Below are 19,857 nucleotides of genomic sequence, written 5' to 3'. Positions count from 1 at the left end.
ACGCAGGAATTCAGAACATGAACAACGAACTTACAAACCAAGAAAAGCACACATTCGTCATCATTGGTGGAACATCAGGTATCGGCAAAGCATTAGCAATGCAATTGAGAAACGAAGACAACACAGTACACATTGCCAGCCGACACACCGGCGTTGATATCAGCAATGAGAAATCGGTTTGTGAATACTTCGAATCGATTGGTGCCTTTGATCACTTGGTGATAACCGCGGGGTCATACGCTCCCGCAGGAAAAGTGACAGACGTTGCTATCGCAGACGCAAAAGCAGCATTTGATACCAAGTTTTGGGGAAGCTTAAACGTAGCCAAGCACGCCGCACGTTACATGACTCCAAACGGCTCAATCACACTAACCACGGGCATGCTGTCACGCAAAGTGGTTGCTGGTACTTACGTAAAAACCGCGATTAATGCCGCGCTAGAGAGCGTAACTAAGGTGCTTGCCAAAGAACTATCACCGATTCGAGTCAACGCAGTCAGCCCCGGCCTTACCATGACCGAGGCTTACAAAAACATGGACGATTCAGCTCGCTCAACCATGTACGACAACGCGAAAAACAACCTACCAGCAGGCAAAGTCGGAGAGGCTAAAGATATCGCAATGGGCTATCTATTCGCGATCAACAACCCATACGTAACGGGGTCAGTCATCGACATCGATGGCGGTGCTCTACTCGGCTAACACTTCGCAAAGAAGCAAAGAAGCAAAGAAGCAAAGAAGCAAAGAACAATCGTTAGGGCGTGTATGTAAACGTCCTAACAAACAAGAATTAACACAGGTACTTCACTATGAAATCAGAAGCGATCCATAAAGAAAAGATCCCATTCCAAGTTTGGATACTGACACTCGCAGCTTTTGCCATCGGCACCGCTGAGTTTGTTATTGCAGGCATCCTTCCACAAATTGCCACATCCCTTTCGATCACCGAAGGTCAAGCCGGATACCTAATCAGTGCTTACGCATTGGCTATCGTTATTGGTGGCCCGATCTTAACCATCTACCTCGCACGTTTTAACAAGAAGATGGTACTGATTGGCTTAATGGCTTTGTTCATCATCGGCAATATCTTGTCAGCCTTAGCTCCTAGCTACCCACTTCTACTTGCAAGCCGCGTTATTGCAGGCTTAGTGCAAGGTCCTTTCTATGGCATAGGTGCAGTTGTCGCGACCAATTTAGTGTCTGAGAAAATGGCTGGTCGTGCTGTTGGTCAGATGTTCGCTGGCTTAACGCTCGCTAACGTTCTTGGGGTTCCCGCAGGTACTTGGGTAAGCTTGCAATTCGGTTGGCACACCACTTTCTTTACCGTGGCTGCACTTGGCACCATCGCCATGATTTCAATCTTAACGTCAATAAAATCTTCAGGTCACAGCGAAGCGAAAGACATCAAAACTCAGCTGTTGGCATTCAAAAATCCAATGCTTCTCATCAGCTTGGCGATCACCGCTTTTGCTTGGTCTGGCTTCATGACGCTTTACGGCTACCTTGCGCCTATCGCCATGCACATCACAGGTTACGGTCAAGAATCAGTCACTTGGATCTTAGTGATTGTTGGTGTCGGCTTAATCATCGGTAACACCTTGGGCGGACGCTCTTCTGACAAAGATTTAGGCAAAGCATCGATGTTTTGGGCTATCGCGATGATCGTTTCATTAGTAGTGGTTGGCCTTGTTGTCGACAACAAAATCCTATTCGTTGCAGCTTCATTTGTCTTTGGTATTGCATCATTTGCCAACGTTCCTGCTATGCAGCTTCGAGTAATGAACCACGGTGGCGAAGGGCAAGAGCTAGCAGCAACCGCGAATATCTCAGCCTTTAACTTGGCTAATGCCTTCGGTGGCTTCCTAGGCGGCATGGTACTCGACAGCCAACTAGGCGCAGGAATGATTCCATTCGCAGCCGTTGTTGTCCCTGTGATTGGTTTGTTGCTTATTGCAAAAGCCAACCGAGCTGAAAAGCCACAAAACGACTCTATCTTCAGCCCTGCGGAATCGAAATAGTGACCACCGCACGCTAAATCAATCAACACATGACCGACACAAGGTAAATACCATGAACAAGTTATTCGAAACATCAGAACTGAAAGGCCTAGAGCTGCAAAACCGTGTGGTTATGGCACCCATGACACGCGCTCGCACTAGCCAACCTGGAAACGTGCCAAACGACATGATGGCGACTTATTACCAACAACGAGCAAGTGCAGGGCTTATCATCACTGAAGCCACACAAATTTCAGATGACTCTCAAGGTTACTCATTCACACCCGGCGTCTATACCGATGCGCAAATCGAAGGTTGGAAATCAGTAACAACAGCAGCAAAAGAGCAAGGTGCCGCGATATTCTGCCAACTATGGCACGTAGGCCGAGTATCACACCCTACCTTTCAAAAAGGCGAGTTGCCGATTGCACCTTCAGCACTGGCACCTATAGAAACGCAGGTTTGGATCTCTGATGAGAATGGTAACGGCAACATGGTGGATTGCATCCAACCAAGAGAGATGACCAAAGCCGATATTGATCGTGTGGTTCAAGATTTTGCGGAATCAGCAAAAAAAGCGGTCGAGGCAGGGTTCAACGGAGTAGAAATCCACGGTGGCAATGGTTACCTGATTGACCAGTTCCTAAGAACCAACTCAAACAAGCGCACCGACAACTATGGCGGCAGCCGCGAGAACCGACTTCGCTTTTTGATTGAAGTCGTGGATGCAGTCATTGAAGCGATTGGCGCGGACAAAGTGGGCGTACGTTTGGCTCCGTTCATCACCTTCAAAGACATGAACTGCCCAGACATCGTGCCAACGATTCTAGAAGCGTCAAAGGAACTGCAAGCTCGTAATATCGCTTATCTACACCTATCAGAAGCCGATTGGGATGACGCGCCTGTGATACCGGAAAGCTTCCGAATAGAGCTAAGAGAGTTATTTTCTAACACCATCATCGTCGCTGGCAGCTACACACCACAACGCGCTGAGGAAGTATTAAGCAAAGGCTACGCCGACCTCGTCGCATTTGGTCGCCCATTCGTAGCAAACCCAGACCTAGTTTCACGCCTACAAAACGGCAGCGAACTATCACAACTCGATGGCGCCACTCTGTTCGGCGGCAACGAAAAAGGCTATATCGATTATCCAGCTTTATAGTGAATCTTGAAGTGATAGTGATGCCTTGAGTTTTCCAACAGGCAAAAGAAAGGCTCGCATGACTAGTGCGAGCCTAATGCAGTTTAGGGGGTAAACCACAATCTAGTTTAATTATTTAACTTATGAGCCATTATGCACTTGTGCGCATTGATATTCTATTTTTAAATGATTCACTGCAATTAATCAATCGATAAAAGTTAGCGTTTGGTCAATTTAAACCACATAGATAACAGTGATTTAGTGAGTGACGTCTAGAAAATCATCATAAAACCCATAAAAATCAGATCTATAAGCTTCTCATTTGCCAATAGCCTTCACCATTAGTCGCGAGTTGGCTGTGTAAATAATCGAGCGTATCTGCGACCGTTCCCGCAATGCCTTGTGGTGGGTTGAACAACAGCAAACCACTGCCGATCAGGCGATCATCACCCTTGGGATCTCGAAGACGAAGCTCCGACTTAATCGGACTTGGTAGCAAGCCATCTTTCACCGCTGTCACGCAGTGGTTCAGAATCAGTGAACTCTTATCATCCGTGTAAAGCGGATACCAAATCAGGGCCGATACCTTATCAGACTGCTGATACGCCTTAACTAAGGCATCAATTACTTCAAGGTATTCAGAATCGGTTTCATAGGGCGGGTCGATAACAATTAAGTGATGATTATCGTGTTTAGCTACATCATCAGGCAGCGCTTTGAGCCCATCGCCAGCGGTAATGGTGAGCTTACTTGAGACATCGAGATCGCGTTGCAACTTCTCAATGTTAGTTTGTAATAGGTCAGCTTCGTCTTGCTGAATGTCTGAAAAATAGAAGCTATCTTGGCTGCGGCCTTGTTGATAGGTGATGGCCGCAGAACCCGGATAAAGAGAGATATGTTGATTCGGATTGTAGTATTCCAGAACCGACATAAATGAAGCAAATGCCGGAGGAAGATAAGCCTTGTTTCGCCACAAGTACCCGACCCCTTCAGCAAACTCACCGGCATGATTACTGGGTGCGGTGGTGAGGTCATAACACCCTGTACCAGAGTGGGTGTCGATAACATTGAGGCGTGAATGCTGCTGCATTAATGACTGAACCAGTGCACTCAAGACTGGATGCTTCAGTGCATCACCATGGTCGCCTACATGACATTGATGTCGATATTCCATTCCCTTGCCTCATTTCTACGAACGTCATCTAAACATACTTCATATCATGAGGGCTTGCCTGCTCAATCCATCGTTTTTTGAAATAGGCTCTCTTTTCTGTAACTGTTTGACTCTTATAAAAAATAAAGCCCCTCGTTTTGTTATAAACGAAGGGCTTATTGACGTTACTGACTAAGTCGTACTGTTAACCAATAGATAACCTAAGGGTACTCGCCCTCAACTTCTACTGGCGCTTTCACTTTGTAGTGACAAGGCTGTAGGCCAAGTAGCTTAGGCAGTGTGATACCGACAGACACTGAAGACCACGTACCGCTGACAATACCTACGACTAAGGCAATCGCAAAACCTTGCAGCGCCGCACCACCAAGTAGCCAAAGCGCTGATACGGTGATTAGCGTTGTACCTGAAGTCACCATGGTGCGTGAGAAGGTCGCTTTAACCGATTCGTTAAGTAGGTTATCAGTGTCACCGTTTGGATTACCACGCAGCATTTCACGAACACGGTCGGCAATGATGATCGAGTCATTCAATGAGTAACCCAAAATCGCCAACACGGCAGCCAATACAGTCAGGTTGAACTCAAACTGAGTAAAAGCGAACAGGCCCAAGATAAGCGTCACGTCATAGATGATCGCGGCAAGCGCACCCAGTGCCAAGCGCCATTCAAAACGTACACTTAGGTACAGCATGATCATTAGGAAGCACACCAATACCGCCAAGCCGCCTTGGTCAACCATGTCTTGACCGACTTGAGGCCCAACCACGCTGCTGTTAAGCACTTGTACTTGGTCGCTCACCGATGACAAAGCATCCACTAAGTTAGGCTGTGGTGCATCCGTCAATTGGCTGTAACGCAGGGTCCAGCGATCTTGTTCTGCCATGCCAACAACTTGCACGTCTTGTTGGAAAGCCGCATCAAGTTTTGTTTTTAAACCATCTTTGGTTACTTGGTCAGAAAGCTGAACTTCGGCAACCACACCGCCAGTAAAGTCTAAGCCCCAGTTAAAACCTTTTACTGCCACCAGCATCACAGAGCTCATGAACAGCACGATAGAAATCACAGACATCACCTTACGAAGGCGAGTCATATTGCTGTCTGAAATATAGCGTTCTGAATTAGTCACTTTTGTTGAAGTTCTCATGCTTAAATCCTTACATCGTGGCGTTGGTCACGCCCCCAAGCCAAATTGATGATCGCGCGTGACGCAAAAATACCTGTAAACATACTGGTTAGAAGACCCAAACCTAGGGTCAATGCGAACCCTTGAATCGGTCCATTACCAATGGTGTACAGAGCCACGGCAACAATCATGGTAGTGACGTTGGCATCGAAAATTGAAGAGAACGCGCTATCAAAGCCACGGTCGATGGCACTCGCAAAGCTGCGCCCTTCTTTCATTTTGTCTCGAATACGCTCGAAGATAAGCACGTTAGTGTCTACCGCCATACCGACGGTCAGTACCAAGCCCGCAATACCCGGCAGAGTTAATACCGCACCCGGGAGCATCGCAATCAAACCGAATAGTGTGGTCATGTTGACGACCAATGCAGCGTTCGCAACCCAACCAAGGCGACGATACCATAGCGCCATAAACGTTAGAGTAAGACCAAGGCCAAGCGCCAAAGCAGCAAAGCCGTTAGTTACGTTTTCTGCACCCAGAGACGGGCCAATAGTACGCTCTTCAATGATGGTAACAGGCGCTGTTAATGAACCTGCGCGTAGCAGTAGAGCAAGCTCTTGTGCTTCTGCCATGCTGCCTGCACCTGTGATTCTGAAGCGGCTACCCAGTTGAGATTGGATGTTCGCCACACTGATCACTTCACTGGTTTTTTCGCTGTTACCCGCTCTGTCACGGCTGTATTCGCTGTAAACGGTCGCCATTGGCTTACCGATGTTATGGCGAGAAAACTCAGACATTTTCTTACCACCAGAAGAATCCAACGTGATGTTTACTTCTGCACTGCCCATCTCACCAATGCCACTGCGCGCATCGATAATATGTTCGCCGCTTAATACCGCTTTGCGAGCAACCACTACACGATTACCATCTGAATCTTTCAGAGTTTGAGTATTGCGCGTTGCGTTGTCGTACACAGAGTAGAACGCAAGCGAAGCCGTAGCACCAATCACGTCTTTCGCGGCTGCAGGGTCTTGGACACCCGGAAGTTCGATACGGATACGGCTTTCACCTTGGCGTTGAATCGATGCCTCAGTGATGCCGAGCTCTTCAATACGGCTGCGCATGATTTGCAGGTTTTGCTGAACCGTTAGGTTACGTAGCGTTCTTTGCTCTTCTTCAGACTGAGTTAACGTTAGCGATTTATCTGAACGGTCACGCTGCCATTGTGGGAACTCTTCACGAATCAGTTTTTGTGCTTTCTCGAAATCTGCATCAGTACGGAAGTTAAATTCAACTTGGTTGTTCACCACTTTACCGCGTGCATAACGTACTTGGCTGGTGATCTCATCGACCACAGATTGCGCTTGTGCGTGGTAAACCGGTTCCATGTCCACTTCTAGCAGGAACTGCACACCACCACGTAAATCAAGGCCTAGCTGAATCGGCGCGAAGCCCATGTCAGTCAACCATTTTGGTGCTGCTGGCTCCATCGCTAGCGCAACAGTCGCGTTATCCAATAGGCGCTCATTCAGCACCTCTTTGGCTTTCGCCTGTTGTTCTGCATCTTCCAAGATCACGACCAAACGGTTGTCTTTTTGAAATGCAGATTTGGCTTGGATGCCTTCGCTTGCAAGGTATTGGGTAATTTGACTCGCGTCGATACTCTGTTCAGAACGATTGTTAATTTGTACCGATGCATTCTCGCCATACCAAGAAGGTAAAGCACTCAGAACCATGATGATGATAGTGGCGATAAGTACCACGTATTTCCACTTTGAGTAGTGGTTAATTTGTTTTCTTGGAATGCGTTTTTTCACAGTCAAGATCTCTTATTTCTACCAATCACCGTAAATACGTGCTCAAAAATAGCACCAGAAAAAAGCAGTGATCGTGCATTTTAACCAGCTAGGATGACCAGTTATTTACTACGATTGGTATGGCTAATATTTTGCGAACACGAGCGATGGCTAATCACAACCAGAACAAGCTGATTGAAAGATAGTGATGCTAAAACTGATGTCGCTATGTTTGTTTTGGTTAACTGGCGAGCTCAACGGGCACAAGTGACCATCGATACAACCAATTTAGGGTCAAACGATTAGCTAAGAAGTTCTCGGAAATGCGAGTATTGAATGTTGCCCTCTTTCCACCCAGCAAGCCGGGAGGACGGAGAACTCACAATGCTGGTCCAGTGCTGCTTGGAATCCAACAACGGTGTGTTGAAAAGCAGAGAAGCCAGTAATGAAGGGGGAGAGAAGTCGATCAGTAGATGATAAGCAGGTTCAAGATCGGCCACGCTTTCTTGCTCGTTACTGAGCATACGTCTGAAGTTTGCTGCTTGAAGGCTTGATTCAGTGTCGTGATAGTTAGAACTGTCACCAGAAGGCACAGTGCCAAACTGAGCCTTATCGCACTCTAAGTAGCTTGACGGATTATCCGTAGCGGCTTGTTTACAAAGATCGTTTTGTGAAGATTGCTCTTGAGCCGAGTATATTTGAAATGGCTTAGAAGGAAACGAATAGCCGTTAGAATTCACTAAGCCAAAGCTCAGTAAAAACAACATTAAGACTAATCGGGTACCCAGTTTAAGCAATCTAATATCCAAACAACATTCTCGTAGATCGTCAATCTACAATACAAATGAAACGCTGTCTTGATTTAAAATCATTTTTTTAGAAAATGATTCGATGCAACCGATTAAGCGTTCTCGAAATTTAGATTTACATAGATCTAAAACGGCTTAACAACAGGTGATGCATAGACGTTATGAATGGTGGAAAAACAAGAAAGCCAAGCGATACTCGCTTGGCTTTAAGTTGTCTCTTTCTGCTGGTTTCAAGCTTTAGGCTTTAGGCTTTAGGACGCATGATGTTCTTAACCTTACGGCTATTCTCGCCAAATAGGTGATGGAGCAGAGCATTCATGTCTTCAACCGATATTGATTTAACGACTCGGTCAACATCAGCCAAGGCTTCCAATCCATACCCATACAATAAATAACGAGACACAAACCACGCCTGATCGATAGAGCTTGCCTCTAGTGGCACGAAGTCAGCTTCAAACTGTTTCACTATCGAATGCAGTTCGTCTTCAGAAATACCTTGTAGGAGGTCTGAGATCACTCTATCAATCGCCATTTCAACAGTATCTACGTTCTCCGGCGCGATCATTGCGCCGATTACCCACTCATGAGTCGGTTCACCATCATTCGAAGCCGCATAAGCATAAGGTGAATAATCTAAACTCAACTCTTCACGAACATAAGAGTCTAAACGAGATGCGACTAAACGTTGCAATAAGTCTTCCATGAAGACATCTTTTGCAGTCCAGCCTCCACTTTCTATCGTCGTCGGCTCTGGAATCACTCGTAAGATATATTCCGCACTATTTACGTTGTTGATCGCGACATCAATACGTGGTTTCGCTGGTTGCTTGTACTCCACTTTGAAGTCTGGCACCGTCCCCGCTTGCAATGGAATTGAAGCTAAGTACTTACGAACTAGAGGTTTCAACTCACTTGGGTCGATATCACCAACGACCACCAACTGGTTGTGTCTTAGTTGACCAAATAATTGTTGATGAACAGCACGGACATCTTCAACAGAAACCGCTTTAACACGCTCTTTATTTACGAATAGATGGCGGCTTCCCGAGCGATAAATATTTTGATTGATCGCTTGTTCAAATTGACCAATAGGCGTACTTAGGAAGGACTCTTTATCTTGCACTAGCTCTTGCTTCACAGCTTCAAGCTGATCAGAATTCACTTTAGGAGACACCATGAAGGTATATAGCGCAGCAAACGCGTCACTCATCCCATCTTTTTCGATATTAAACTCAATGCCATGTCGCGTCGAAGAAATAAAAGAATCGACTAAAATCCCTTCACGATCAAAGTAGGCTTTCAGCTCAGATCCCGTAAAGTCACCAGCACCACTTCGAGCAATAACAGGTAATGTCACATTTGCAGCTGCGTATAAATCCGGATCCAACGCCGCTTTACCGCCAAGACTCACGTACATTATCCCAACATCGTCTTTCGCGTATGAATCACGTAGGTACCACATGTCGATACCATTGCTTAAAGTCCACTTTTGAATATTTGGATCGGCGTACATTTGCTCTACCAATACAACCTCGCCGGGTACGGCAGGCGAAGCAAATGCACTGGCTGTTGCCGTTACGAATGTCTGTGTACCCTGCTGACTATAAGAAGCTTTTAATCCATCTAGAGAAGCCAGAACCGCTGTGCGATCCTCATTGTCATCCATGCCGACAATCAAAAAGTAATCACTCGAAAGGACTTCTTTGATATTTTTATTAATCGCTTCAAGGCTTAAATTAGCAAGAAAGGCTTCCATGCTGGCCTGATAGTCTTTTTGAGATTGGACAATATCGCCAGACAGTGATGCGTTCACTTTATCGTTCACGTGATCCACACTGTCCCTTTTATCCCAGTCGTGCTCAATATCATCCAGTGAGTCTTGATAATAATGGAGCTCACTCGCAATTTCTCCTTCAGAAACACCGTAATCACGTAACGACGTTAAAGTAGAAACCAACGCTTTCTGAACCGCATCACGGCTGCCTGCTGGGAAGCCAACACTTGTCGATGAATAAAGCAGAGCATCCAACCTGATGTTATCTGACGTTATCCATTGCGTCGGTAGCGCTGCATCATTAAAGTCTGCCTCTAAACGCTGCTGAATAAGAATCTGAGTGGTTTCATCCAACCAACGCTGATGTTGTTGAGCGTGGGTTTCAACAGTGTTTAAACCTCGGTTAAACGTCAAAGAAATACTCGGAGCTTCTCTGCCAGCATATTCAATGTAGTCACCTTCATTGAACGAAGTCGTATTCTGCTTTTGTGGCTTTGACGTTTTACCGCGCTCCCAGCTCGAAAATTTCTCTTCAATCATTGGGATCACTGTTTTAAGGTCCACATCACCAGAAACCACTAGCTCAACGATTTGAGGTTGATACCAAGTTTGGTAAAAGTCGGTAAGCCCTTCCGACGTGGCAGCCATAACCGAAGCTTTAGTTCCTAGCGCATCTTGCGATTCATAAGGGCTGCCTTCGAATAGGTAATCAACATATTTCTCGGGGAACGACTTATCATCGAGGCGAGCCATACGAAACTCGCCAAGAACCACGCCTTTCTCTTTTTCAACTTCTGAACTTGATAGATCCAAACCGTCACCAATGTCACGCATCCACGTCAGGGCAGACTGCAATTGGACGTTATCTGGCAAATCTAACTGGTATACCGTCTCTTCATAAGAGGTGTAAGCATTAATATCAGCGCCAAAGCTAGCGCCTGCATCTTCAAATAAGCGAATCACATCATTTTCAGAGAAATTTTTACTGCCATTGAATGCCATGTGTTCCAAGAAGTGCGCATAGCCTTCTTGTTGAGAAGTCTCTTGAATTGAGCCCGCGTGCACGACTAAACGAACAGATACGGATTCTTCATGATCTGGATAAACATGGTAGGTAAGGCCATTTTCCAGCTGGCCTGATGTCCATGCCGGATCCGGCAGGATTAAGGTTTCGGTGATATTTGATGTTGAACTACAGCCAACTAAGGTGAGGCATACTGCCGCCGCTAAATAATATGTTTTCATAACAACCTCTTAATGTCATTCATCGACAATATACAGATTGAGTTAATGATTATTATTTAATATTTAACCCGATGAATACCTTTGTGATCTAGATCTTCATTTTATAAATCATCATACGCTTTGTAAGATCGGCTGTGTTCATTAAAAGTGACGTTTTAATAAGCGCCTAATGCATCCCTTTAAACTCGTTCTCTACATACCTTTAAGCTTGTTCGCTACATACCTTTAAATAGCGCTTGCGAGGCGCGGCTGATCGGTAACTTCTCTCCTGACACATAAGCCGACATCTGACCTGAGAGCCCTTTCTTCACCTTATCAATGGCCGACACTTTAACCACCACCGAGCGATGGATCTGCCAAAACTCATCAGGATTGAGTTGGGCGATCAGCTCTTTTAGTGATACGCGAAGAATAAACTCCTCTAGAGAGCCGCCTTGGCCTTTTTTGAATATCGAGACGTACTTGTCTTCTGCTTTGAAGTAAGCCACATCATCGACGGCGATTAGGTGAATGTCTTCTCCGACACTGGCTTTGAGCCACGTTAGATACGTTTGCTGCTGAGTTGGTTGGGATAATTGTTGAAGCTGAGCCATTAACGCCGTGATATCCGGTTGTTCTGGCGTAATACCTGATTGCGTTTGGTTGATCGACAGACGCGCTTGAACCTTTTGACATGTGGCCAGTAAGCGTTCTTCATTCATGGGTTTAAGCAGGTAATCCATCGCATTGTGCTCAAAAGCTCTGACTGCGTATTCGTCGTAAGCGGTAATGAAAACCACCAATGGCGGCGAATCTAGCTTGTTCAATTGTTTCGCGAGCGAGATACCATCCAGCTCTGGCATTCGAATATCAAGAAAGACCACATCAGGCTCGAGCTGCTGAATACTCAGCATCGCCTCTAGCCCATTTTGTGCCTTAGCGACGATCTCTAGCTCCGGCCAAACCTCAGCCAAACTCTTGTCGAGATGGTGCCTTAACAGAGCTTCATCGTCTGCGATTATCGCCGTGACACTTGGCTTTGATGCTGGGTTATTCATGATTATTCCTTTAAATTCACACTGTAAATCGTCTATATTTCGTCACTGTTCTGTGCTTTCTGGTCTGAAATTCTAGGCAGCTGCGTCAGTCAGCGGTAACAAGATCGTTGACACGACCCCACCTTCAGCGTGTTCAGTAATCGTTAGGCTCGCCTTATCACCAAAAAGAGTTTCGATTCTTTGACGAATATTGCTTAATCCAACACCGTGACCCGTATTCGCAGAAGGCGTTTTCAGCCCAGCGCCATTATCAGCCACTTCTATTTTTAGCTGCTGTGCTTGTTGAGCTATGTGGATACTCACTTGGCCACCCGCCGCTTTGGGCTCGATGCCGTGCGTGAGTGCATTCTCGACCAAGGGTTGAATCAGGAACGGTGGAATCACCTGCAAATCGCTAATCTCGTGTGTTTCAATCGAAAACGCTAAGCGCTCACCCAAACGTATCTTCTGAATATTAAGATAAGCGTCTAACAAGTCGACCTCTTGTGCGATGGTCGATTGCTCGGTGCGGCTGTTTTTCAAAGTCACACGCAACAAGTCAGTCAGTTTTTCGAGCATCAACTTGGCTTTCGCGCTATCACTCTCAATCAACACATTGATGGTCGCAAGAGTGTTGAATAGGAAGTGCGGTTCAATTTGGCTTTGCAGTTGCTTAAGCTGACTGAGCACCACCACCTTTTCTTGATCGGCCTGACGACGCTTGGCCACTTCTAATTCATTGTCGGCACGCAGCTGCTTCTCTCTTGAGTAGAAGTAGTAATAGCAAACCGAGCAAAAGATAACGCCCAACAGCACCACTGATTTAAGGTCCGAGATATTGGATCCGAAATACCCGTTCAACCAATAGTGCGCGTTCAAGGTACCAAAGGTCATCGCGACCACCATTGAGATCGCCACTTCAAGCCTTCTGGATGTTCTCTTAAACAACTTCACCAAGATGAAAGAAGAACCTACGGCGCTGTAACCAAAGCCAAAACTGATTGCCAGGTTAACCGTTAATCCGCCGCCCCAAATCGTTTGAGTGGTGATGGCAATGACGAAACAAAACAGAGTGGTCAGCGTGAAACTTTTAATCCATGGAAACTGACTGTTTGAAGAAATGTTCATTAAAATCGTCCTTTGATATTTATAAGAATCATATGACTATCGGGTAAGTTGGCGTAAGCAGAATCACTTTTACCGCCTAGAAAGCGTGCAGCAAGTTCCAAATCCAACGATGAATTGCCATTATCTAAAGCCTGATAGTTGAGCCACTGGGTAGCAATAAAGCCGCCGTCTTGAGGAGACAACATGACGTCGAATGTCGGGGTGATATCTTCGAGCCAGCCATGTGTCGAATCCAAAGACCAGTGAAACATGATGTTGTGTTGAACCAAATTGGCGTGTTGATAACCTTGAGCGTAAGAACCAGCCAGTGATGCTGTCATCGGATTAACCGACAAAGACTCGGCACTTTCTATGGCACTTTGCCACTCAGAATCACTCCACGCTCGGCTATCAAACCAGTATTCCAACACCACATTGTGGCCAGTGTCATTGGCCCATGTTAATCCTACTAACGCTTGATAAGCCTCGCCCTGCTCTTCAAGATAAACCGGTTTAAGCAGTGAGTTAGGCTGACCGTAGCCAAGGCTTTGTCGTTGATAGACTACCGAGCCATGAAACTCCCACGCGAGGTTCAACACCGACACTAAACTCGCCCCAAGCAAGCCGTGACGTACATCGTCGTAATAAGCGACCCATTGATACTCGTGATCACCTACAAGATTGTAACGACGTACCCCAAATCCTTGTTGCTGGTTCTGCTTTTCGAATTCATTTACGTCTTGAGAAGTCCATGACGAATCACTGTAAAGCAGTGTCCATTCGCCCGTCATATCGAACAGTGACGCCGAAGCCACACCCGCACCCTCTTCTGCGACAATGCCTACCGGGTTTTGTCGATACGGCTTGATGATGTCTAACGGTCGATAGCCATAACCCACGCCCCAATCCAAACGAACCTTGCCAAGCGTAATATCAAGATAGTGGTCACCGAACGCTGAATTCGACACCTCAACACCACCTTGCCAAAACAACTCACGCACAGTGAATTCAGACTCAAAGCTCGCGTCTTGTTGTGGAGGATTGTTGCTTAGAATATCGTTGGCTTTCACTGCGAACAGACCAAGCCAATTACCATATCCAACCTCTAGATCCAGCAAGCCATTTAAAGACTGACGATTATCAGACGCTAAAGGGCTGAATGGCGACTCTCTCGATTCAACCGCTTCTGCACTGAGTTGCCAATCCCACGCCAAGCTCAGATCGTCCGCTTGAATCGTGTTACTCACACAAGACAAAGCAAGCAAAGTAGCGATAGAAGACTTTATGTGGAATCGGCGATTGGAAGCTTTCATGACGCTCACCTACAGCCCAGACACGCTGTTACGCGATAAGTAAGCAGGGTTGTAATACTTGTCTGCCAAGCTTTGTTCGCTCACCTCGCGATATTCAATCACGGTTTTCTTGCTTGGCTGAATCTTATCGAGCAAGGTCATCGACACCACTGTGGGTAATCCATCACGCACGCCTTCGATAAACCAAGCTTGTTTCGCCAGTTTTCCTGAACGCAGGTACAAATCCGCTTTAACTGGAAATGCACGATCTGCCGTTAACCACAGGTCAATCGATTGATAACTCGCACCCTTGGTTTTCGCCGCGAGTTTTAGGTGATCGGTATCGAGTGTCTCGCCAGTCGGCATCTCAACTCGTTGCTCAGCAACCCACTCACCTTGGTAATCTTCGCTCCAAGTGAGCGTCGAGATGTCCCCGACCGAGGCTTCACCCAATAGCTTTTGCATCGGTGTAATACGAATTGGACGGCGCGATTTAGGCATCAACAACCAATAGTTATCTTCTATCATTAGCATCTTTTGACCTGCCTCAACGGCTGATTTAAAGACCACTAATGACTCTCGATTTGGTCTTGTGTAGACGTTGTATTTACGGGTTTTGTCCAGTTGCTCGTCTTGATATAGCGCCACCAGAGAAACCACCTTAGAGGCTTGTGCACTGTTCAAACGATAGCTATCCGCTTTGGCGATCATCTCCGTGACTTGTTGTGAATCGACTGCCCAGCTTGGTGTCGATGCTAGAAGCAAAACCAACACAGAGCCCAACACGAAAGCCAAACCCAAGGTATTGAATGAACGAGTCAATTTACACATAAACCAGTGCCTCCGTGATTGGCTTATTCACGCCTTTACGAGCAGAAAAATAAGCAGCCAGCAAACATATGGTCAGCACACCTAAGGTGGCATAACCAACCAATTCAAAAGAGAAGTAAATGTTGAGTGGGTAGCCCTCGGTTCGACCCGGAGGTGGTGGCATTTGCACATCAACCACCAGCAATAACACCGACACTAAGCCACTCACGATTGCGCCAATCGCACTGCCAATCAGTGCCAGTAACCCCGCCTCTTTTAAGAAGCCTGCGACGATTTCAGAAGGGTAACTGCCGAGTGCCGACAAGGTACCAATTTCACGAGTGCGCTCTGTGACTGACATGGTCATGGTGTTAAACAACGACACAAACACTACCAACGCCATCACTGCGCCCATGATGCCGAAGATACGGTCGTAAAGATCTTTAACCTTGGTGTAGAAAAACGCGCGATCTTGCCATGGGGTGATCTCTATCTTTGTGCCTTGTTCGCTTTGGCTCGCGCTATTTCGATCTAAAGCAGTTTGGATACGCTGTTGTACGGTCGAAGTCTTGCTTGTTTCAAATAGGAACACCGATAAAGTGCTGACTTTTTCTGAGGCCAAAAGCTCTTGCGCGGTCGTAATATGAACATACAGCTGACGCTTATCCAGCTCAGGCACGCCCGTCGAGTAAATCCCTTGCACCTTAAAATCAAAAGCATTCAAAGCACCGTCACTGGTGGTGGCGAGCAGTGTTACCCAATCGCCAACCGCAACTTTGAGGTTACGAGCAAGGTCTGTTCCCAGCATCACTTGTGGCTCTTGGCTGTCGTATCTTGGTGACTTCACATCCGATAGGGTTTGTCCGCTGCGCACATCTAAGAAAGGCCCTTTCATGTCGAACTCACGCTCATTGACGCCCGTTCCCATAAAAATGGTCGATTTGCTGCCGTTAGACACCAAGCCGCTGAAGTAAACTCGCGGTTGCACACCACGCACATCACTGTCACCAATGATGCTCTTGGTTAGCGCTTGAACATTATCGAGACCATTGCTCAACGGCATGTCTTCGTCTTGTTCAAAGTAACCCGGCGTACTCAAAGTAAGATGACCAGTATCTCGAGCGGTCGATTCTCTCAAAGATTCGTAGGTGTAAAGCCCATAACCACCGGCACTGGCGAGTGCGAAAACCGCAATCGCGATGATCAATACCGAAAGCAGACTGCGGCGACCATTTCTTAATAAGTTAAGCCAAGCCAAGCACACCGAAGTTGGAAGTAAAAACGTGCTCATTCTTTGTGTTAACTTGCCCATGAGATAGCCTCCGTAGTTGCGGCTTGTGGAGCCAGTAGCCCGTCGATAAGTTCAATCACTCGATCGCAGCGCTGCGCCATTCTTGGGTCGTGGGTTGCGACAATAAAAGTCGTGCCCATTTCGTGGCCGAGCTCTTTCATAATGTCGATCACAAGGTTGGCAGTGTGACTGTCTAGGCTCGCGGTCGGCTCATCGGCTATCACTAAGCTTGGGTTGTGAATCAACGCTCTGGCTATCGCGACGCGTTGTTGCTGGCCGCCTGAAAGATTGTCTGGGCGATGATGTACATATTCACCTAGCCCAACACGCTCTAACATGTCTTGCGCTCTGCTTTGCTGTTCTTGTTTCGTGCATTGGTTCAACATCAATGGGTAAGCGACGTTCTCAAGCGCGGTCATCACAGGAACCAGATTGAAGCGTTGAAACACAAAACCCAACGACTGACGACGAAAGCGCGCAGCAGCGATTTGCTCTGTTGGATACGCTTTGCCATCAATGTTTATCTCGCCTTGATAGCTCATATCCAACAAACCCAAAATATTCAAAAGTGTGCTTTTTCCTGAACCCGACGGGCCGCACAAAGCCACCATTTCGCCGCGCTGGATGTGTCCATCGACCCCGTTTAATGCATCAACACGTTGACCGCCCGTGAGATATGCTTTGCCGATACCTTTAAATTCAATCATTTCGTTGTCCTCTGATTACCCATCATTCTTAAGCGTTCGCAGCTGTTATTTGGCTTTCGCTATTAGGGCCTTCGCAGTCATAGTTTCGATGTTTCCGGCATCGGTGTTTTCCATTTTTTCAAGCCACACCTGTGCTTGCTCGAAGTCTTCAGCACGAATCGATGCGGTAATGGCGTAACGGTAAATCCACGAGGTCGCAGCGAAATGCTGTTGCTGGAAATCATCTTCCGCGAGTAACGAGAGGAACAGGTCATAACCACGATCGAAATGGTTAAACATGTCTGGTAGAGAGGTGTAAGTCACCGCAGCCATGGCACGAGCTAGGTAAGAATCTGGTAATCCTTGAACACGAGGTTGTTCATGAATCGGTTGGTCTTCGTCTTTAAGCAGCACCAGTGATTTATCAATGGTTGATAAGCCTTTCTCCACATACTTCATCTTGTTCCAAGGCAAGAACGCATCACGCCCCATTAAGGTCTCTGTGCTTCCGAGGTAAACCAAGGTCAGTGGTGTTGCGCCGTCTTGTTGCAGCGTGTCGTTCAGGCGTTCGTAAGCCACCTCAACCAAATCTTCATTGCCTTGCGCTGCTTGGTTGTAGATATCAAGCACGTCTGAACTTGGGTTGGCCTGCGCCAAAGTGGGTGCGAATGAAACAAGTGCAATCAGTAATGAACGCTTAAGCAGAGAAGTGGTAAAGCCTGAATTAAATGAGTGTGAAGTAGTCATGATTTCTAATCCCTTTCAAATGTTGACGTTGAAAGGTTAACGAGAATTTGTCGCGTAGTTTTATCAATGCGACGAATGGTAATAGTAAGGAGTGAATGGCTTGGAGAGGGTGTGAGTGGAATATAACGTGTAGAAACGGAACTAATACTTGTTTCTATAATGGAATAAATCTGGATTAAGATCGCTAACGATACTCACGACTCGAGTATACATAGCCACCGATAGGCTTGTCTGGGTTTATACAAGCCATACAAAAATAGCCGCTAATGAGCGGCTATTTTTATCTATCCAAATGACTGTCTAATTAGGCACTCGTTAGCCTTAATAAAGTAGAAACAGTGCTTTTTCGAGCGCAGCATCTCGGCCTTGATGACGATCTTCTAACACAAAGTTTCCAACCACGTAATCTGGCTGCACCCCTGTGACTTCATGGTTTTCCAGGTCGCGATTCTTATAATATAAATTACTTAATGAATACTCCCAGCCATTGGGCAGCATTCTTCCAAACGCATCTGAGGTGGCGCCTGATGTTGATTCACCTACGATAGTCACGTGAGGGAGCGTTTTCATCGCCGATGCGAATGTTTCTGCTGCACTGACCGTACCGAAAGAGGTCAAAAGTACAATCGGTTTTGTATATGAAATACCATTGCTTGGAGTCATCATGACATCAACATCATGGCTGAATTCATCTTTGAAGTAAGAACTAACATGCCAAGCTAACTGCTGCTCTTCAATCAAGTGCTGCAATAACCACAAGCCCTGCATATCAAGCCCACCCTCATTTTCACGAATATCGATAATCAGCGACTGGGTATCATTTAGCTGCGTTAAAATTTTTGTCACTAATTCTTCAAACTGACGATGAGCTTTATCTGTATTTCGTTTAGGCGTTCCTGTGATTAAACCTTCATCGATATAGCTCATGAAATCGCCAATTCTTAAGTATCCAGTCGGTATGCCTTTATTATCAATGATGCCCCAGTTAAGACGATGTTCCTTGCTTTCACGAGAAGCACGGTTTTTAAAACCTTCTTGTTCATTTTCAAACAAGTACTTCATGATATTGAGTGTTATTTTATTCTTCTGACTGGCTATGTAGCTTTCTTGCTCTGATTCAGGAATATCTAACTGGTCAGCTTCCAACTCCAATTGTTGTTCCAAGATGGTTTTATTGCTATACCATATCTGCTGCTCTTTTGAAGGAATATAAATAGAACTATGATCATCCTTCAATTGACTAAGTATTTCATCAAACACGTGAATTAATTGTTCATAGTCAGCACCATATAAATCATCATAATATTTATCATAAACCTCGTCCCAGTCAATATTGCGTTCATCAAAAAAGGCATAGTGGTTCTTCATATCTTGCCAATATATATCGAACATCGATTGGGCATCAGAATCAAAATGACCATCACGAGTCATGGAGGGGCTAAGGCCTTGAGGACATACATCATTGATATTACTTACTAAAGTGTAAGTGAAAGGTCTAGGTCGAAGAATATTTAGGATCAATTGATTACCTTGACGAGTGGCGTGCTGTTTTATCGCTTCATAACTCAACTCAGTACCATAACTCAGAGAGTTAGACACTTCATAACAAGTGTTATTAACCACTTGTATCGTTCTTGTAGTCTCATTTTCGATAACTTTAATTTCGCCGTCTCGTTGGCTAAACCAAACCCCATTAATATCATGGGTCTGGTCTTTTTTAACTTGTTCGCTATGACATGCAAAGGAGCCTTGAATTAAAGCAAGTGTCATCGCATATTTAAGAGCTTTCATTTTATTACTCCACTATACTGAAGTTAAAAATGATAAATTAAGTTAATGATAAACAGTGTAG

General features: G+C 45.9%; 16 protein-coding genes. 3 read left to right on the top strand and 13 right to left on the bottom strand.

Going from position 1 to position 19,857, the window contains the following annotated elements; all coding sequences use genetic code 11:
* Positions 1 to 17 precede the first annotated feature (17 nt).
* The 3 genes from CWO13_RS03265 (at position 18) to CWO13_RS03255 (ending at position 3,158) form a co-directional block, all read left to right on the top strand.
* Positions 18 to 701: an SDR family oxidoreductase gene (locus CWO13_RS03265; RefSeq protein WP_108020134.1), complete on the top strand. Its 684-nt coding sequence runs from the start codon at positions 18 to 20 to the stop codon at positions 699 to 701.
* Positions 702 to 808: 107 nt separating this feature from the next.
* A complete protein-coding gene (locus CWO13_RS03260; protein ID WP_102432133.1) occupies positions 809 to 2,017 on the top strand; it encodes an MFS transporter in 1,209 nt (402 codons plus the stop codon).
* Positions 2,018 to 2,069: 52 nt separating this feature from the next.
* A complete protein-coding gene (locus CWO13_RS03255; RefSeq protein ID WP_107898590.1) occupies positions 2,070 to 3,158 on the top strand; it encodes an alkene reductase in 1,089 nt (362 codons plus the stop codon).
* Between the two features lie 286 nt (positions 3,159 to 3,444).
* Here CWO13_RS03255 and rlmJ read toward each other — a convergent pair whose 3' ends face one another.
* From rlmJ to CWO13_RS03190, 13 genes are all read right to left on the bottom strand, one after another.
* Positions 3,445 to 4,311 carry a 23S rRNA (adenine(2030)-N(6))-methyltransferase RlmJ gene (gene rlmJ, locus CWO13_RS03250; RefSeq protein WP_048660574.1) on the bottom strand — a complete coding sequence of 289 codons (867 nt, stop codon included), beginning with the start codon at positions 4,309 to 4,311 and terminating at the stop codon, positions 3,445 to 3,447.
* Between the two features lie 200 nt (positions 4,312 to 4,511).
* Positions 4,512 to 5,453: a protein translocase subunit SecF gene (gene secF / locus CWO13_RS03245; RefSeq protein ID WP_102432135.1), complete on the bottom strand. Its 942-nt coding sequence runs from the start codon at positions 5,451 to 5,453 to the stop codon at positions 4,512 to 4,514.
* A 2-nt stretch (positions 5,454 to 5,455) separates the two neighbouring features.
* Positions 5,456 to 7,255, bottom strand: coding sequence for a protein translocase subunit SecD (gene secD / locus CWO13_RS03240; RefSeq protein ID WP_102432136.1), 1,800 nt, complete (start codon positions 7,253 to 7,255; stop codon positions 5,456 to 5,458).
* Positions 7,256 to 7,530: 275 nt separating this feature from the next.
* Positions 7,531 to 7,995, bottom strand: coding sequence for a hypothetical protein (locus CWO13_RS03235; protein ID WP_048610107.1), 465 nt, complete (start codon positions 7,993 to 7,995; stop codon positions 7,531 to 7,533).
* 286 nt (positions 7,996 to 8,281) lie between these two features.
* Positions 8,282 to 11,056: an insulinase family protein gene (locus CWO13_RS03230; protein WP_102432137.1), complete on the bottom strand. Its 2,775-nt coding sequence runs from the start codon at positions 11,054 to 11,056 to the stop codon at positions 8,282 to 8,284.
* 215 nt (positions 11,057 to 11,271) lie between these two features.
* Entirely contained in the window at positions 11,272 to 12,093 is an 822-nt protein-coding gene (locus CWO13_RS03225) for a LytR/AlgR family response regulator transcription factor (protein WP_102432138.1), read from the bottom strand.
* A 72-nt stretch (positions 12,094 to 12,165) separates the two neighbouring features.
* A complete protein-coding gene (locus CWO13_RS03220) occupies positions 12,166 to 13,200 on the bottom strand; it encodes a sensor histidine kinase (protein WP_107898589.1) in 1,035 nt (344 codons plus the stop codon).
* Positions 13,200 to 14,492, bottom strand: coding sequence for a hypothetical protein (locus CWO13_RS03215; protein ID WP_107898588.1), 1,293 nt, complete (start codon positions 14,490 to 14,492; stop codon positions 13,200 to 13,202). Before CWO13_RS03215 ends, CWO13_RS03220 begins: the two co-directional genes overlap by 1 nt.
* A gap of 9 nt (positions 14,493 to 14,501) precedes the next feature.
* Positions 14,502 to 15,302, bottom strand: coding sequence for an outer membrane lipoprotein-sorting protein (locus tag CWO13_RS03210; protein WP_107898587.1), 801 nt, complete (start codon positions 15,300 to 15,302; stop codon positions 14,502 to 14,504).
* Complete coding sequence (locus CWO13_RS03205; RefSeq protein ID WP_102441055.1) at positions 15,295 to 16,593, bottom strand: ABC transporter permease; 1,299 nt, start codon at positions 16,591 to 16,593, stop codon at positions 15,295 to 15,297. The genes CWO13_RS03210 and CWO13_RS03205 overlap by 8 nt, the downstream gene beginning before the upstream one ends.
* Positions 16,581 to 17,279 carry an ABC transporter ATP-binding protein gene (locus tag CWO13_RS03200; protein WP_108082526.1) on the bottom strand — a complete coding sequence of 233 codons (699 nt, stop codon included), beginning with the start codon at positions 17,277 to 17,279 and terminating at the stop codon, positions 16,581 to 16,583. Before CWO13_RS03200 ends, CWO13_RS03205 begins: the two co-directional genes overlap by 13 nt.
* A gap of 45 nt (positions 17,280 to 17,324) precedes the next feature.
* A complete protein-coding gene (locus CWO13_RS03195) occupies positions 17,325 to 18,005 on the bottom strand; it encodes a hypothetical protein (RefSeq protein ID WP_107898585.1) in 681 nt (226 codons plus the stop codon).
* A 321-nt stretch (positions 18,006 to 18,326) separates the two neighbouring features.
* Positions 18,327 to 19,796 carry a S41 family peptidase gene (locus tag CWO13_RS03190; RefSeq protein WP_017106465.1) on the bottom strand — a complete coding sequence of 490 codons (1,470 nt, stop codon included), beginning with the start codon at positions 19,794 to 19,796 and terminating at the stop codon, positions 18,327 to 18,329.
* Positions 19,797 to 19,857: the final 61 nt, after the last annotated feature.

Origin of the sequence: Vibrio sp. ZF 223, assembly GCF_003050585.1 — a bacterium.
GTDB lineage: Bacteria > Pseudomonadota > Gammaproteobacteria > Enterobacterales > Vibrionaceae > Vibrio > Vibrio crassostreae.
This window is presented reverse-complemented; position numbering and strand designations above follow the sequence as displayed.